The sequence below is a fragment of the Myxococcota bacterium genome, from assembly GCA_039030075.1.
Classification (GTDB): Bacteria; Myxococcota_A; UBA9160; order UBA9160; family SMWR01; genus JAHEJV01.
In genome coordinates this window covers 203,109-218,561 of record JBCCEW010000002.1, presented here as the reverse complement: position 1 = coordinate 218,561, position 15,453 = coordinate 203,109, and the positions used below count along the sequence as shown (strand labels likewise).

Below are 15,453 nucleotides of genomic sequence, written 5' to 3'. Positions count from 1 at the left end.
CGGTCTTCGCCCACACCGCGAAGGCGCAGGAGGGGAGACGATGTCCTTCACCCAACGACTCGGGCGCGGGACCGCGCTCCTCGTGTGCCTGTGGCTACCGGTCTCGGCGTTCGCCGCGGAGCACGCCTTCGAGCGCACCGAAAAGCGGGAAGACTGCGCGAGTCACGAAGCGCTGCGTCAGCCGCTCTTCGGAGACACCCACGTCCACACCGCCTTCTCCTTCGACGCGCGCTCCCAGAGCACGCTCAACACTCCGCGCGACGCCTACCGCTTCGCGAAGGGTGAAGAGATCGGCATCCAGCCCTACGACCCCGCGACCGGCAAGGCGATGCGCTCGATCCAGATCGATCGGCCCCTCGACTGGACCGCCGTCTCGGACCACAGCGAGATGCTGGGCGAGGTGCGGGCCTGCTACGTCGAGGGTTCGCCCGGCTACGACTCGGACGCCTGCTGGTACATGCGCAACCTCGGCCCGATGGCGATGGTGAGCGCGGCGCGCACTCTGCTGGGCCGCGAGCGCTTCAACTTCTGCGGCGACAAGCGCGACGGCGCGTGCGCGGTGAACCACCGCGCTGCGTGGCAGGACATCCAGGACGCCGCCGAAGAAGCCTATGACCGCACCGCCGAGTGCAGCTTCACGGCGTTCGCGGGCTACGAATGGACCGCCTCGGTCGGCAACGGCGAAAATCTCCACCGCAACGTGATCTTCCGGAACCACGTGGTCCCCGACTTCGCCATGTCCTGGGTCGACACCCCTTCGGCCTACGACCTCTGGGTCGGACTCGAGCGCCAGTGCGTGAAGGGGAAGAAGGGCTGCGACGTCCTCACCATCCCGCACAACTCGAACATCAGCGGCGACGGCCTGATGTTCGCGAGTGGCAAGCTCCGCACCGAGAAGGACGGCGGTCTGCGCGTGACCAAGGAAGAGGCCCGACGCCGGCAGCGCTACGAGCCCCTCGTCGAGATCATGCAGCACAAGGGCGACTCCGAGTGCCTGCTCGGCGGCGACACGGTCGACGAAGCGTGCGCCTTCGAGAAACTCGACTACGACTCCTTTGCGGGCGTCTCCCGCCTGGCACAGCTCGGCATCACCTCGAACGTGACGCCGAAGCCGAAGCGCTCGGCGATGGTGCGCGAAGCCCTCAAGAAGGGCCTGCTCCAGGAAGCGACGATCGGCGTCAACTCGCTGAAGTACGGAATCATCGCGAGCACCGACACCCACCTCGCGGCCCCCGGTCTGGCCATGGAGTACGACTCGAAGGGCCATGGGGGTGCGGGCAACAACGCGGTCTTCGGCCTGCCCATCGGTCTGCCCGACAACCTCGAGTTCAACCCGGGCGGCCTGGCCGTGGTCTGGGCCGAGGAGAACAGCCGCGACTCGGTGTTCGCCGCACTCACCCGCAAGGAGGCCTACGGCACCAGTGGTACGCGTCCGGTCGTCCGATTCTTCGGCGGCTGGGGCTACGAAGGCGGCCTCTGCGGAAGCGACGGTTTCGCGGAGGCGGGCTACGACGGTGGCGTCCCGATGGGCGGCGATCTCCCGAAGCGCCCCGCCGACGCGGGGGCGCCCCGCTTCGCGGTGTCGGCCCTGCAGGATCCGGGCACCGATGCCCACCCGGGCATGCCGCTGCAGCGCATCCAGATCGTGAAGGGCTGGGTCGAGGGCGGCGCGTCCCGCGAGAAGGTCTACGACGTGGCCGGCGGCGACAACGGCGCCTCCGTCGACACGGCGACCTGCCGTCCCTCGGGCGCGGGTGAAGCGAGCCTCTGCAGCGTCTGGGAAGATCCGGACTTCGATCCGAACGAGCGTGCCTTCTACTACGCGCGCGTGCTCGAGAATCCGACCTGTCGCTGGAGCCAGCAGCTGTGCGTGAGCGCCGGTGTCGTGTGCAGCGACTCGAGCACGATCACGCGCGGCTTCGAGGGCTGCTGCGCCGAGGACCATCGCCCGGTGATCCAGGAGCGCGCCTGGACCTCGCCGATCTGGTACTCGCCGGGGCGCTAGTCCGCGTCAGCGATCGACGTGACCGAGGTCGCGGCCGGGAGCGACCCGGTCGCGCACGAGGCGTTTGAGTTCCTTGCTCTCGGGGAAGCGGCTTTCCGACGCGCGGGAGAAGAGCGCGTCACCGTCGAGGCGCACGTCGAAGACCCCGCCCTCTTCGTTTGGCGTCAGACGCACCCCACCGAGATCGCTCTCGAAGGTCTGCAGGAGTTCCTGGGCCATCCACGCGGCGCGGAGCAGCCAACGACAGCGGGTGCAGTACTCGATCTCGACGACGGGTCGCGCGGTCACGGCGCCTCCTCGCCAGCCGCCGGAGGGGTCGCAGCCTCCCCGATGGCGGCAGCCAGCTGCCGGACCGACAGGGGCGCCGACCCCTCGGCCTTGTTGTTGATGGTGATGAAACTCGGGCGCCCCGACGCGGTCGCCGACGCCACCAACCCCGCCAGCGCTCCGCGCGAGGACACGTCGGGATCGACGATGCGATCGAAGGGCGCGTAGCGCTCCTTCGCCTGCTCGTAGCGACGCCGCCCTCCCAGGTTCCAGCGCGCCACCAGCGCCGGCGCCCGCGGAAAGCGCGCGGCCTGTTCGGCGAGTCCGGGCATGCTGGGGTGGACGGTCAGACAAGGAGCAGCACCCGCCGCGTCGAGGGCCTCCGCATACGCGTCGGAGAGCCACGGCTCGTGGCGGATCTCGACCGCGTAGAGCACGCCCTTCGGCAGGGCCTCGAGGAAACGGTGCAGGCGCACTGCCAGCGCACCGATCGGCTCGGCCTCGCTCGTGCGCTGGGGCGTGAACTGGAAGACGAGCACACCGGCGCGCCGTCCCAGCCCAGCGGCGAAAGGCGCCACGACCTGGTCGCTCGCGTAGGCGGGGTCGAGGTAGTGGGGGTTCGGCTCGCCCGCGCGCGCGCCGAACCGCGGGTGCGACGGAAAGCGTTCGAGCGTGCACACGTCCTGGCCCTTCGCGAGAAAGCGAAAGCCCTCGGGCACCACCTCGGCGTACGCGCGATACGCCTCCTCCGCGAGGGGGGCGTAGTAGCTGCGATCGATTCCGACCGCCCGCAGCAGTGGATGCTGGGCGTAGGCGGCCAGGCCATGCCGCGCGAGCAGGTTCGTCGTGGCCTCGCGGTCGTAGACGATTCCGCTCCAGCCCGGGAAGGACCAGGACGAGGTGCCCAGATACACGCCGCCCGGCAGACGCTCGGCCAGCTGTCGCGTCGCGTCGTCGACGGTCGCCGGTCCCACCCGACGCCAGCGCTCGTGCTCGGGAAAGAACGAGAGCTGGGCTTCGCGCGAGGACGCCATAATGGACCCACTCTAGCGGTGGGCATCGGTTGCTTGCGCCGGGACGGCGAGCTCCCGGATCAGGCCGCGCGGGCGCGGCGGGCCGCCAGCTTCTCCGGCGTGACGCGCGCGCCGGTCTCGTAGTGCTCGGCCAGGGCCAGCGCCGTATCGAGGAGGTTCTTCGCCAGCGTGCGTCGCAGGAAGAGCGCATCCAGAAGCGCGCCCAGCGGCCCGAGGCCGAGGGCGTACCGCAGGGTCAGGACGATGTCGCAGGCGTCCGCGCCCTGGGCTTCGAGCCAGTACCGGAACTGGGCCTCGCGCAGCGGAGGCATCGGGCCCTTCTCGCCACGATGCAGGCGCATCCAGAAGCCCTGCCCCTCGGTCCACTCGGTGACGGTCTCGTTCATCGCCCCGGTCGTCTCGTGAACGACCACGCGACTCGCCCCGACGCCCTCGCGCTGCTCCGTCGTGACCTCCAGGGAAGTGAGGCCGGGCACGTACTCGAGGGCGCGCGTGAAGTCGCACAGCTTCTCCCAGCACGTCGCTTGCGGCAGCGCGATGCGCGCCCGCGCGGTGACTTCACGCATCAATCGACTCCCTCCGGCAGGAACAGCCCCGCGATCGTGCGCAGGTCGGCACGACGCTCGGCTTCCGGTCGATTCGCGATGAGATAGCCGAAGACGCTGGTCAGGCACATCAAGGGCGCGCGTTCGGGTTCGATCCCGGCACGCAGCTCGCCCCGCGCCGCGCCCGCCGCGAAGCGCTCCTCCAACAGGCGCACCAGCGGAAACGGCTGTTCGGCCAACGGCAGCTTCGCAGGGCGCCGGGCGTAGACGAAGGCGACGTCGCGCGCGACGCCGGGCCCCTCGATGCTGTCGTAGGCATCGCAGACGGCGTCGGGCAGGGCCTCGAGCAGCGCGCGCAGATCGGCCGCCGGGCGCAGCTGCTCGACGATCTCGTTCTCCTTGTGCCACTGGAGCTCGAGCAGGACGTGGTCCTTCGTCGGGAAGTGGAAGTAGAAGCTCGGGCGCGAGACCCCCACCGCCCGCGCGATTTCGGCGATGCTGGCCCGCTCGAAACCCACCTTCGCGAACTCGGCCAGCGCCGCTTCGAAGAGCTGGGCGCGCGTGCGCAAACGCTGCTGCTCGCGCGGTCCCGGACGCTCGAAGGGAGACGCCACTACGCGGCCCGGCGCACCGGCAAGGAAGCCAGGCCGTTCACGAGCGGCGATCCCAGCGGCTGCGGTGTCTCCGCCAGCTCGAAGCGGGGCCAGCGGGCGAAGAGCTCCTCGAAGAGCACGCGCGCCTCGAGCCGCGCCAGCGCCGCCCCCAGACAGACGTGCTCGCCGAAGCCGAAGGACAGATGCCGGCGCGCGTCGGACCGGGTGATGTCGAAGCGCTCCGCGTCCGGACCGAAGACCTCCTCGTCGCGGTTCGCTGAGCCGTAGAAGAACACGAGGGCATCGCCGGCGCGGACGGTGCGACCGCGCACCTCGACGTCGGCGGTCGCGCGGCGAGTGACGTGGCGAATCGGTGTCACGAAGCGGAGCATCTCCTCGATCGCGTTCGGCAGCAAGCCCGGCGTCGCGAGCAGGCGCTCGTGCTGTTCAGGGTGGTGCAGCAGCGCGAGCGATCCACCGGCGATCAGGTTGCGGGTGGTCTCGTTCCCGGCGACGAGCAGCGTGAGCCCGAACATCCCGATCTCGAGATCGGAGAGCGGTTGCCCGTCGACTTCCGCGGCAACCAGTCGCGAGATCAGGTCGCCGCGGGGCCGCCTGCGCCGCTCCTCGGCGATCGCCAGCACGTACTGGATCAACTCGGTCGACGCGGCGCGGGTCTCGTCGCCGAACTCTCCGGCGCCCGCCGCGATCATCGCGTCGGACCAACGGCGAAACCGCGGGCCGTGCTCGGGCGGCACGCCCAGCAGCTCGGCGATCACGATCATCGGGAGCGGCACCGCGACGCGCTCGACGAGATCGATGCGGTCGCCCTCCCCCACGGTGTCCAGGGTGTGCCGGGCGATCTCCCGGATGCGCGGTTCCAGCGCGGCTACCTGGCGCGGCGTGAACGCCCCGATCACGGCCTTCCGGAGCTGGTTGTGGCGCGGCGGATCCATCCGCAGGAGCGTGGCGCGAGCCAGCTGGTCCGCACGCGAGGCGTCGGGACGTGGGCGCCCTTCCGCGATGCGCACCAGCTCCGCGAGCTGCGAGCCCTGTTCCGACGAGAACAGGCGGGGTCGCTGGGACATCGACTGGATGTCGGCGTGCTTCGTAACCGCCCAGTAGCCGAAGCGTTCGCTCCAATGGAGCGGGTCTTCGGCGCGGAGGCGTCGGAAGACGGCGTCGGCCTCGCCTCCCTCGTAGAAGGACGCGGCGTGGGGGGAGAAGTCGGCAAGGTCGGGGTTGGGCACGGCGGGTCGCTCCAGCGGGTGCGGAACGAGACCTTGCCAGTTTCACTGACAGTCGTCAACGAATTGATTCGATCGTCGATGAAGGACGCCGGGCGTCAGCGAGGCCTCTCGGCCCCGCGACGCCCTCCCCGACCTAGGACGTGGCCTCCGCCGCCGAGCCCGTCAGCGACCGGCTGCGCCAGAGACCCACGCCCTGGAGGATCGCGAAGAGCAGCACGACGTCGGCGATGCCGAGCGCGAGCCAATCGCCCCCGCGCGAGAGCGCGTCCGACGCCACGATCGGCACCGTGGCCAACACCCAGGCGACGTCGCCCGCGACGACTCCCCAGCCGAGCGCCGCCGGCACGACATCTCGCCGGGAGAGCCAGAACACGAACCCGGCGAAGCCGAGCAGCCCCACACCCAGGCCCATGAGTTCGGAACCGGGGATGCCGCCGAGGAACTCTCCGAGCGCATCGGCGAAGAGCAGGCTCGCGGCCCCGGAGCAGGTCGAGAAGGCGGCGTTCGCCAGCAGGGCTCCCTTGAGCAGACGTTGATCGGACATGGAGTGTCTCCTTATGGTGTCGGGCGCGATCCGGGTGATGCCCGGGTGGAGCCGGTTCGGTGCAGACGAACGCGGGGTGGCTACTCCGCCAGCGCGTGGAGCGCGGCTTCACTCGCGTCGTCGGCCGGGACGAAGGCTTCGATGCGGAGATCTTCGAGGGTGATGTCTCCCGGGCTGCCGACGGTCGTAACCGTGCTGAACAGACGCAGCTCGAGGTCGTCACGCTTCAAGTGGAGCGGGAGGACGGGCCCTTCGGGCACCGTCGGTCGCGCCGGCGGCAGGTCCGGATACCCCCGCGCCGCTTCGAGGAGCGCGGCGAGTTCGTCGGACTCCGAGGCCAGCGCCGCTTCTCTCGAGAGCCGCAGCAGCGTATAGGCCGCGACGTCGTCCCAGTTGACGAGCCAGGGACGCAGCCCACCCGGATGCAAGGTGAGATGCACGAGGTTCAGGGGCTGGGCGGTCCAGACCGGGTCGGTCCCGACGAAGCGGGCAAAGGTGCGCCCGAGCGCAGCGTTCGCGTGCACGACGTTCCAGCCCCGATCGATCAGCAGTGCCGGGTAGGGGTCGTAGCGATCGATCATGCCGAAGAGCACGCGGCGTAGCGTGGCCATCTCCGGCGCGTCGAGGGAGGTCTCCGTGTAGATCGAAGCGAAGCCCGCCCCGGTCAGCCAGAGGTTGCGTTCGCGCAACGGGAGGTCGAGGGCTTCCGCCAGGCGCAGCACCATCTCGCGACTGGGCTCGGCGCGCCCGGTCTCGAGGAAGCTCAGGTGGCGCGCCGACACGTCGGCGTCGAGTGCGAGGGTCAGCTGGGAGACGCCGCGCGCCTTCCGGGCGTCGCGCAGCAGCGCCCCGAACCCGGATTCCGTCGTGCGTCGACCCGCCATGCCGACAGCATGCGGGATCGAGGGAAGCCCCGCGATTACCTGGCGGGTAAGGGACCCGGTGCGCGTGTGGGACGCAGCGGCCGCGACCCGACAGTCACGGCGCCTCGCTCGGTTCCGCGACCAACCGGCGAAGCTCGTCGTGAATCGGTCCCGGGTTCACCCAGACCTGACGCAGGGTGATGCGCCCGTTGCGATCGATCACGAAGGCGGGCGAGGGAGCGCGTCCGTACTGGCGCCAGGCGTCATCGGTCATGCGATCCAGCAGTACGGGCATCGCGAGGTCGAGCTCGGATTGCGCCCGCTCGGCGGCGTCCCGGCGCTCCTGCCAGGAAACGGCCTTCGTCATGCGGACACCGGACCATCCATTCACCCAGGGGTCCCAGACCTCGGGCGTCCACGGGCTCGCCGCATCGATCGGGTGCGCCTCCTGGGTGTAGACCACGAGGAACTGGACCCGGTCGCTCCAGCCCTCGGCCATGCGGTTCATCCAGTGCCGTCGCTGTCGAAACAGCGGGCAGGAGTAGCTTCCGAGCTGGAGTACGACCGGACGCTCCCCGATCCACTCCGAGAGCCGACGCTCTGCTCCGTCGAGGTCCCGGACCGCCACATCGGGCGCGAAGCTGCCCTCGGCCGGAGCTTCCTCCGCGAAGTGCAGCAGATGCCGCGTGGGTTGCGTGGGCAGACACGCGTTCGCGCCCAGGCACAAGCACACCACCAGAACCCGCCACCCGGCGCGACGCCGCGAGACCGGAGGGTGTCGTCGGCGCGGTGCGATTCGAAGAATCGCTGCGCCGACACCAAGGACGGCCGGCGCAGCCGGTCGTCTAGTGAACGCAATCAAGAGGCTACGCCGACAGCTCCAACATCTTCTCGATCGGCTGCAGCGCCCGGACCCGGATCTCCTCGGGCACCTCGACCCGCGGCTCCAGATCACGCAGGCAGAGGTAGAGCTTCTGGAGCGTGTTGAGGCGCATGAAGGGGCACTGGTTGCAGGCGCAGCTCTCGTCCATGCCCGGTGCCTGAATCAGCTGCTTCTCTGGCGCGCGCTGCTGGATCTGGTGGAAGACGCCGTCTTCGGTGGCGATGATCAGCGTGTCCGCATCTCCGTTGACTGCGCGATCGATGATGCCCGTCGTCGACGCGATGAAGTCGGCCTGGTCGAGCACCGCCTGATCGCATTCGGGGTGGGCCAGCACCTCCGCGTCCGGGTGTTTCACGCGCAGCTTCGCCAGCCCCTTCGCGCTGAACTGCTCGTGCACGATGCACGCGCCCTGCCAGACGATCATGTCGTCGCGCCCCGACTGGCCGGCCACCCAGCGCGCCAGGTGCCGATCGGGCGCGAAGATCAGCGGCTCATCATCGAAGTGCGCGGCCATCTTTACCGCGTTGGACGAGGTGCAGATGAGGTCGCTCATCGCCTTCACCTCGGCGCTGCAGTTGATGTAGGTGAGCACCTTCGCCTCGGGGTGCTCGTCCTTGAACGCCTGGAAGGCGTCGGGCGGGCAGCCATCGGCGAGCGAACAACCGGCTTCGAGATCGGGCACGACCACGATCCGATCCGGGTTCAGGATCTTCGCGGTCTCGGCCATGAAGTGGACGCCGCAGAAGGCGATGACGTCTCGGTCGACCTTCGTAGCGGCCTGGGCCAACGCCAGGGAGTCACCGACGAAGTCGGCGAGATCCTGGACCTCGGATTCCTGGTAGTAGTGGGCCAGGATCACGGCGTTGCGCTCTTCTTTGAGCGCCAGGATCCCGGCTTCCAGGTCTTCGGGGAAATCCTGTGCGGGGGGAGTGAGTTGGGCCATGTCGAAAGTTAGCCCGCCCGGGGTGGGGCGACAGGCAGCATGCCGCGTCGCGCGCGAGCCGGACCGAACGAGCGGGGCTCGGGGCCGGGCGGGCTTCGTAGACGTACGTGGGTCTTCGGGAATTCACCCGAACCCGAGGAATCTCGGGGGGTTCCGGGGCGAACCGCAGACGCGGGTAAGCTGGCGCCAAACGAGGCACTTTCGTTAATCTTCTCGCGTACTTGCGCGCCATTCTGGCCGCGCCCGAAACGCGAGTCCACGCCCCATGAGCGCCCCCACTCCCGAACGCGACCGCCCCTGGGTGTTCCGGACCTACTCCGGTCACTCTTCGGCGAAGGCGAGCAACGCCCTCTATCGCAGCAATCTCTCCAAGGGACAAACGGGTCTCTCGGTCGCATTCGACCTGCCGACCCAGACCGGTTTCGATTCGGATCACGCGTTGGCGCGCGGCGAAGTCGGCAAGGTGGGCGTGCCGATCTCCCACATCGACGACATGGCGACGCTCTTCGATCAGATCCCGCTCGATCGCATGAACACGTCGATGACGATCAATGCGACCGCGGCCTGGCTGCTCTCGCTCTACGTCGCGAACGCGGAGCGCAACGGAGTCGATGCGGCGGCGCTCCAGGGCACCACCCAGAACGACATCATCAAGGAGTACCTCTCGCGCGGCACGTACGTGTTCCCGCCCGAGCCGTCCATGCGCTTGATCGCCGACATGGTCTCCTACACGGTCGACAAGATTCCGAAGTGGAATCCGATCAACATCTGCTCCTACCACTTGCAGGAAGCCGGAGCGACACCCACCCAGGAGATCGCTTACGCCATGGCGAACGCGATCGCCGTGCTCGACGGCGTCCGCGACAGTGGCGACGTCTCGCCCGAGGTCATTCCCAACGTCGTCGGCCGCATCTCCTTCTTCCTGAACGCGGGCATCCGCTTCGTGGAAGAGATCTGCAAGTGCCGGGCGATGGCCGAGATCTGGGACGAGATCACGGGTGAGCGCTACGGCGTCGAGAATCCGAAGCTGCGCCGCTTCCGCTACGGGGTTCAGGTGAACAGCCTGGGCCTCACCGAAGCCCAGCCCGAGAACAACGTCATCCGCATCGTGCTCGAAGCGCTGGGGGTCACCTTCTCGAAGAAGGCCCGCTGCCGGGCCCTGCAGCTGCCCGCGTGGAACGAGGCCCTCGGTCTGCCGCGCCCCTGGGACCAGCAGTGGTCCCTGCGGATCCAGCAGATCCTCGCCTACGAGACCGACCTGCTCGAGTACCCGGACCTCTTCGACGGGTCCCACGTGGTCGAGGCGAAGGTCGAAGAGCTCAAGGCGAGCGCGAAGGAAGAGCTCGAACGCGTGCTCAAGATGGGCGGGGCCGTCGCCGCGGTCGAGAGCGCCTACATGAAGCAGCAGCTCGTCGCATCGAACACGAGACGCCTGCGCGCGATCGAGAACGGCGAGCAGACCGTGGTCGGCGTGAACGCCTACACCGAGGCCGAGCCCTCCCCGCTCACCGACGAGGACGAGCAGAGCATCCTGGTGGTCGACGATTCGGCCGAGCGCGATCAGATCGAGGCGCTGCGCGCCTTTCGCGCGAAGCGCAACGACGCCGAAGTGCAGGCCGCGCTCCGCGAGCTCGACGACGCCCTGGCATCCGGACGCAACGTCATGCCCGTCTCGATCCGAGCCGCCCAGGCCGGCGTCACCACCGGCGAGTGGTCCGACACGCTGCGGCAGCGCTTCGGCGAGTACCGGGCGCCGACCGGCGTGGTCGAGGGGCGCGCCGCCGAAGCGAGCGACGGCACCGCCGCCGTGCGCGAACGGGTCCAGGCCATCGAAGCCCAGCTCGGACGCCCGCTCAAGCTCCTGGTGGGCAAGCCCGGCCTCGACGGCCACAGCAATGGCGCCGAGCAGATCGCCGTGAAGGCACGCGACGTCGGCATGGAGGTCGTCTACGAGGGCATCCGGCTGACACCCGAAGAGATCGCCGCGTCGGCCCGCGACGAAGGCGTCCACGTGATCGGCCTCTCGATCCTGTCGGGCTCCCACGGCGTGCTGGTGATCGACGTCCTCGAGGAACTACGGAAGGTCGGCTGCGGCGACGTGCCCGTCGTGGTGGGCGGCATCATCCCGGACGACGACGCACAGAAGCTACGAGCCGCCGGCGTCGCGCGCGTATACACCCCGAAGGATTTCGACCTGACGCGAATCATGGACGAGATCGTCGACGTCGTGGCGGACTCCCGCGCTGCCGCCTGAGCTCGTCCAACGCCTGCGCGCAGGGGACCGCGGCGCCGTCGCGGAGGCGCTGAACCTCGCCGACGATCGGCGTCCCGCGAAGCGCGCCGAAGCGCTCGCCCTGCTCGACGCCCTCGACCAGGACGCACCGTTCCCGGGAGCGGCGCGGGTGGGCGTGACCGGTGCGCCCGGCGCTGGGAAGTCCACGCTGCTCGACGCGCTGGTGCGCGGCTTGCGCCGACGCGACGCGACCGTCGCCGTCGTCGCCGTCGACCCCTCGAGCCAGCGCACCGGCGGCGCGCTCCTCGGCGACCGGATCCGCATGCGCTCGGGGGCGGGGGACCCGGGCGTGTTCATCCGTTCGATGGCCGCGCGCGACCGGCTCGGCGGTCTCGCCGAGAGCACCTGGGCCGCGGTCTCGATCCTCGCCGCCAGCTTCGACCACGTCTTCGTCGAGACCGTCGGCGTGGGTCAATCCGAAGGCGAGATCGCGGCACTCGCCGACTCCCTGCTCTTCGTGGCCAACCCGGGCGGCGGTGACACCCTCCAGTTCATGAAGGCCGGCATCCTCGAGTTGCCGGACCTCTTCGCCGTGAACAAGGCCGACGTCGGACCGCTCGCCGAGCGCACGGCGCGCGAGCTCGAAGGCGGTCTGCGGCTCACCGAGCGCGACCCCAAGGACTGGGCGCCGCCCGTCGAACTGGTGTCCGCCCGCGACGGGACGGGCATCGATGCCCTGCTCGACCTGCTCGACACCCACAGGGAACACGCCCTGGCCGCCGGACAGCTCGCGGCGCGCCGCGAGAGTGGACGCCGGCGGTTCGTGGTCGAGAGTCTGCGGCGTCGCTTCGGCAGCTTCGGCCTCGAGCGCGTCGGCGGCGTCGCCGGGGTCGAAGACCAGCTGAACCAGTCGACGGACGAGAGCGCCTTCGCCGCCTTGGCGCGACTCACACGCACGCTCGAGGAACGACTCGGCGGCGCGTGAGGTCCCGGTGAGCGGTCCGCTCGAGGAACTCTTCGAAGAGCTGCGCTCCCAGTGCTCGTCGGGCAGCTGGTCACGTGGCGTGGAGCTCGCCCGCGCAGAGGCGGTGAGCGGCGAACGCGAGACTGACGACGAGATCGTCGTGCGCGTGGCGGTCCCGAACGCGGTGGTGTCCCCGACGGTCGTGCTCTACCCGGACGACGCCGACTGGGACTGTGACTGCGCGAGCCGTGAACCCGCTTGCGAACACGCGGCGGCCGCCGTCATCGCGGTGCGCCGCGCGCGCAATGCCGGCCAGTCGCTGCCCGCCGGGCGCCAGGCCGAGGCGGGAAGACTCGCCGTACGACTGACGCGCGAGAATGGCGCGCTCTCCTTCGAGCGGGTCGTCGTTGCCGAGACGGGCGAGAGCCCGCTGCGCAGCACGATCGCGGCCGTGCGTTCGGGTCGCGTGGACGGTCCCGACTTCCTGGCGACCGGCGAAGACGTCGCGCTCGAGAGCGCGCTCGGCACCCAGCGTCGCGGCGTGCTCCCGCGCGGCGTGTGGAGCGCCGTGCTCGCAGCGCTGGCGCGCATCGCCGACGTCCAGCTCGACGGAACGCCGATCACGGCCAGTAGCGAGCAGGTCGGGTTCCAGGGGCGGCTCGAGGACGGTCCCGCCGGCTTCCGTCTGCGCGTGCGTCCCGACCCGCGCATCCTGGAACGCTTCGAGGGCGACCTCGTGCTCCTCGACGACCAGACCCTGTGTCGCGCCGGCGCCTCGAACCTGTCGGGGCGCGAGCTCGAGGAGCTGCGTCGCGGCCGCGACTACGCCGCCGACGAAGCCGCTGCGCTCGTGACGGAGGTGCTGCCTTCGCTGCGCGAGCGGATCCCCGTCGAGATCGCAACGAACCGGCTCCCGAAGACCCACCGCGAACCGCCGCGCCTCTCCTTCGAGATCGCGCGCGACGGCGACACGCTGCGCGTGTTGCCGCTGCTCGTGTACGGCGACCCGCCGACCGCGCGCGTCGACGCGGGTCAGCTCGTCGCGCTCGGGGGCCCCGTGCCGCTGCGGGACGAAGCGGCCGAGCGGGCGCTGTTGCGTCAGCTGCAGAGCGAGCTCGAGCTCGCACCCGGCCGCCGTCTCGAGAGCACGGGCGGCGATGCCCTCGCGCTCGCCGACCGCCTGCGCCGCTGGCCGGACCTCGCCGACGATTCCACCCTGCGCGGCTTCGCACGACGCGGGTCCCTCGAACCCCGCCCGACGTTGGACGGGGATCGCTTCGACCTCTCCTTCGCCGGAGGGGATGGGGAGGGCACGGCCTCGGCAGGCGCCGTGCTGAGCGCATGGCGCGAAGGCGAGAGCTGGGTCCCGCTCGACGGCGGCGGCTTCGCCGAGATCCCGAGCGACTGGCTGCGTGCCCACGGTGCTCGGGTGGCCGACCTGCTCGCCGCACGCGGCGAGCGCGACGCGCTCCCGCCCACGGCCTGGCCGGAGCTCATCGCCTTCGCAGCAGACCACGACCTGACGCCGGCCCCAGACGTGCTCGCTCTCTGCGAACGGCTCGAGGGCGAGGACGACGCATCGCCCGCCCTCCCCGACGGGCTCCGAGCGACGCTGCGCCACTACCAGGAGGACGGCGTCGCCTGGCTGGGGCGCCTGCGCGACGCGGGCCTGCCGGCCCTGCTGGCGGATGACATGGGGCTCGGCAAGACCCTCCAGACCCTGTGCGCCGTGCGCGGACGCACGCTGGTCGTCGCCCCCACGAGCGTGCTGCCCAACTGGGCGGCGGAGGCGGAGCGCTTTCGGCCCGACCTCTCCGTGTGTCGCTACCACGGTGCCAGCCGAAGCCTCGATCCCGATGCCGACCTCACCGTCACGAGCTACGCGCTCCTGCGCCTCGACGCGAAGAAGCTGGGCGAGATCGACTGGGACTGCGTGGTGCTCGACGAATCCCAGGCCATCAAGAATCCGGACAGCCAGGTGGCGCGGGCGGCCCACGCCCTGCCCGGTCGGTTTCGGATCGCACTGTCGGGTACGCCGGTGGAGAATCGCCTGGCGGAGCTGTGGAGCCAGTTCCAGTTCCTCGCGCGCGGCTGGCTCGGCGACCGCAAGCGCTTCGACGAGATCTACGCCAAACCGATTGCGGCGGGCGACGCCGAAGCGGCGGAGCGGCTGCGACGCCGCATCCGGCCCTTCGTGCTGCGCCGACTCAAGCGCGACGTCGCCCCCGAGCTGCCGCCGCGCACCGAGATCGTGTTGCACGTCGAGCTCTCCGAACCCGAGCGGACGCTCTACGACACGATCCGCGCCGCCACCCGCGACGACGTGGCGAAGCGCTTCGCGGCGGGGGCGAACCCGCTACAGGCCCTCGAAGCGCTGCTGCGCCTGCGACAAGCGGCGTGTCACGGTGGCCTCGTTCCGGGCAGCGAGGTGACGACGTCGGCAAAGCTCGAGGTGCTCCGCGAGCGTCTCGAGTCGTCGGTGGCCGAGGGGCACAAGGCCCTCGTCTTCTCTCAGTGGACGTCGCTCCTCGATCGCGTCGAGCCCGTCCTGCGAGACGCCGAGTTGCCCTTCGCCCGACTCGACGGCAGCACCGCCGACCGCGGGGCGGTGGTCGACGCGTTTCAGGCCGAGGACGGCCCGCCCGTCTTGCTCGTGTCGCTGCGCGCGGGCGGCAGCGGGCTCAACCTCACCGCGGCGGACACGGTGTACATCCTCGATCCGTGGTGGAATCCGGCCGTCGAGGCCCAGGCCGCCGACCGCGCGCACCGCATCGGGCAGACCCGGCCCGTGGTCGTCGCGCGGCTGGTCGCGACGGACACGGTGGAAGAGCGCGTCCTTGCGTTGCAGGAGCGCAAGCGCGCTCTCGGCGAGGCGGCACTCGGCGAGGGCACGGTGGCCCCGCTCAACCGCGAGGAGATCCTGGACCTTTTGCGTTCGTAGGCAGATCGCCCGGGTCGAGCTCGGGCCCGGTGCGCTCTCCGATGTACCAGTAGAGCCAGGCTTCCTCGGGGCCCGCCGGGCCCTCGACGGCTTCCCAACTCCGTCGAAAGGTCTCGCCCTCGTAGCGGTCGGCCGCGTCGAGGAGCGACTCGGCTTCCCCCTCGACGATCGCGAAGAGCTCCCCCTCGACGCGATCCCCCTCGGCCTCGGGCGGAACGAGACCGGGGAAGGCACCGAGGTCCAGCAGGCGACCGGCGACACTGCCCGCGCCGAGGAAGCGGACGCGCCCCTCGAGGAGACCGTGCATCGGTGCGCCGCGACGCAGCGTGCCATAGACGAAGATCTTCATCGCGGAACGGATTCTCGCCTATGCTGCCCGGCGATGGGA

The 15,453-nt window shown here is 70.2% G+C and carries 14 protein-coding genes; 4 read left to right on the top strand and 10 right to left on the bottom strand.

Features of this window, described 5'->3' with window-relative positions:
- The first annotated feature begins 40 nt into the window (after positions 1 to 40).
- Positions 41 to 2,005, top strand: a complete 1,965-nt coding sequence (locus tag AAF430_02770) for a DUF3604 domain-containing protein (GenBank protein MEM7409142.1) — start codon at positions 41 to 43, stop codon at positions 2,003 to 2,005.
- Positions 2,006 to 2,011: 6 nt separating this feature from the next.
- Here AAF430_02770 and AAF430_02765 read toward each other — a convergent pair whose 3' ends face one another.
- The 9 genes from AAF430_02765 to nadA all read right to left on the bottom strand — a co-directional run bounded on the left by AAF430_02765 (position 2,012) and on the right by nadA (position 8,927).
- Positions 2,012 to 2,293 (bottom strand): SelT/SelW/SelH family protein, encoded by a 282-nt coding sequence (locus AAF430_02765; protein ID MEM7409141.1) that lies wholly within the window; start codon positions 2,291 to 2,293, stop codon positions 2,012 to 2,014.
- Positions 2,290 to 3,306 carry a DUF72 domain-containing protein gene (locus AAF430_02760; GenBank protein MEM7409140.1) on the bottom strand — a complete coding sequence of 339 codons (1,017 nt, stop codon included), beginning with the start codon at positions 3,304 to 3,306 and terminating at the stop codon, positions 2,290 to 2,292. Before AAF430_02760 ends, AAF430_02765 begins: the two co-directional genes overlap by 4 nt.
- A gap of 59 nt (positions 3,307 to 3,365) precedes the next feature.
- The gene (locus AAF430_02755) at positions 3,366 to 3,872 is read right to left on the bottom strand and encodes an SRPBCC family protein (protein MEM7409139.1); all 507 of its coding nucleotides are present in this window, start codon (positions 3,870 to 3,872) and stop codon (positions 3,366 to 3,368) included.
- Positions 3,872 to 4,465 carry a helix-turn-helix domain-containing protein gene (locus AAF430_02750; protein ID MEM7409138.1) on the bottom strand — a complete coding sequence of 198 codons (594 nt, stop codon included), beginning with the start codon at positions 4,463 to 4,465 and terminating at the stop codon, positions 3,872 to 3,874. The genes AAF430_02755 and AAF430_02750 overlap by 1 nt, the downstream gene beginning before the upstream one ends.
- Entirely contained in the window at positions 4,465 to 5,694 is a 1,230-nt protein-coding gene (locus AAF430_02745) for a cytochrome P450 (GenBank protein ID MEM7409137.1), read from the bottom strand. The genes AAF430_02750 and AAF430_02745 overlap by 1 nt, the downstream gene beginning before the upstream one ends.
- 133 nt (positions 5,695 to 5,827) lie before the next feature.
- Positions 5,828 to 6,238, bottom strand: coding sequence for a hypothetical protein (locus AAF430_02740; GenBank protein ID MEM7409136.1), 411 nt, complete (start codon positions 6,236 to 6,238; stop codon positions 5,828 to 5,830).
- Between the two features lie 80 nt (positions 6,239 to 6,318).
- Positions 6,319 to 7,122, bottom strand: coding sequence for a helix-turn-helix transcriptional regulator (locus AAF430_02735; GenBank protein ID MEM7409135.1), 804 nt, complete (start codon positions 7,120 to 7,122; stop codon positions 6,319 to 6,321).
- A 94-nt stretch (positions 7,123 to 7,216) separates the two neighbouring features.
- Positions 7,217 to 7,828 carry a deiodinase-like protein gene (locus AAF430_02730; GenBank protein ID MEM7409134.1) on the bottom strand — a complete coding sequence of 204 codons (612 nt, stop codon included), beginning with the start codon at positions 7,826 to 7,828 and terminating at the stop codon, positions 7,217 to 7,219.
- A gap of 139 nt (positions 7,829 to 7,967) precedes the next feature.
- Positions 7,968 to 8,927 (bottom strand): quinolinate synthase NadA, encoded by a 960-nt coding sequence (gene nadA, locus AAF430_02725; GenBank protein ID MEM7409133.1) that lies wholly within the window; start codon positions 8,925 to 8,927, stop codon positions 7,968 to 7,970.
- A 265-nt stretch (positions 8,928 to 9,192) separates the two neighbouring features.
- Here nadA and AAF430_02720 point away from each other — a divergent pair, with 265 nt between their 5' ends.
- From AAF430_02720 to AAF430_02710, 3 genes are read left to right on the top strand one after another with little or no spacing between them, the layout of a single operon-like run.
- Positions 9,193 to 11,181 (top strand): protein meaA, encoded by a 1,989-nt coding sequence (locus AAF430_02720; protein ID MEM7409132.1) that lies wholly within the window; start codon positions 9,193 to 9,195, stop codon positions 11,179 to 11,181.
- Complete coding sequence (gene meaB / locus AAF430_02715; protein MEM7409131.1) at positions 11,171 to 12,145, top strand: methylmalonyl Co-A mutase-associated GTPase MeaB; 975 nt, start codon at positions 11,171 to 11,173, stop codon at positions 12,143 to 12,145. The genes AAF430_02720 and meaB overlap by 11 nt, the downstream gene beginning before the upstream one ends.
- 7 nt (positions 12,146 to 12,152) lie before the next feature.
- Positions 12,153 to 15,065, top strand: a complete 2,913-nt coding sequence (locus AAF430_02710; GenBank protein ID MEM7409130.1) for a DEAD/DEAH box helicase — start codon at positions 12,153 to 12,155, stop codon at positions 15,063 to 15,065.
- Here the strand turns inward: AAF430_02710 and AAF430_02705 are convergent.
- Positions 15,028 to 15,414, bottom strand: a complete 387-nt coding sequence (locus tag AAF430_02705) for a gamma-glutamylcyclotransferase family protein (GenBank protein ID MEM7409129.1) — start codon at positions 15,412 to 15,414, stop codon at positions 15,028 to 15,030. The genes AAF430_02710 and AAF430_02705 overlap by 38 nt on opposite strands.
- Positions 15,415 to 15,453: the final 39 nt, after the last annotated feature.

What these genes read in the sequence shown, in the direction of transcription:
- AAF430_02770 (MEM7409142.1), top strand. Translation starts at nt 41, where the DNA reads ATGTCCTTCACCCAACGACTCGGGCGCGGGACCGCGCTCCTCGTGTGC.
- AAF430_02760 (MEM7409140.1), bottom strand. Translation starts at nt 3,306, where the DNA reads ATGGCGTCCTCGCGCGAAGCCCAGCTCTCGTTCTTTCCCGAGCACGAG.
- nadA (MEM7409133.1), bottom strand. Translation starts at nt 8,927, where the DNA reads ATGGCCCAACTCACTCCCCCCGCACAGGATTTCCCCGAAGACCTGGAA.
- AAF430_02740 (MEM7409136.1), bottom strand. Translation starts at nt 6,238, where the DNA reads ATGTCCGATCAACGTCTGCTCAAGGGAGCCCTGCTGGCGAACGCCGCC.
- AAF430_02735 (MEM7409135.1), bottom strand. Translation starts at nt 7,122, where the DNA reads ATGGCGGGTCGACGCACGACGGAATCCGGGTTCGGGGCGCTGCTGCGC.
- AAF430_02705 (MEM7409129.1), bottom strand. Translation starts at nt 15,414, where the DNA reads ATGAAGATCTTCGTCTATGGCACGCTGCGTCGCGGCGCACCGATGCAC.
- AAF430_02720 (MEM7409132.1), top strand. Translation starts at nt 9,193, where the DNA reads ATGAGCGCCCCCACTCCCGAACGCGACCGCCCCTGGGTGTTCCGGACC.
- AAF430_02755 (MEM7409139.1), bottom strand. Translation starts at nt 3,872, where the DNA reads ATGCGTGAAGTCACCGCGCGGGCGCGCATCGCGCTGCCGCAAGCGACG.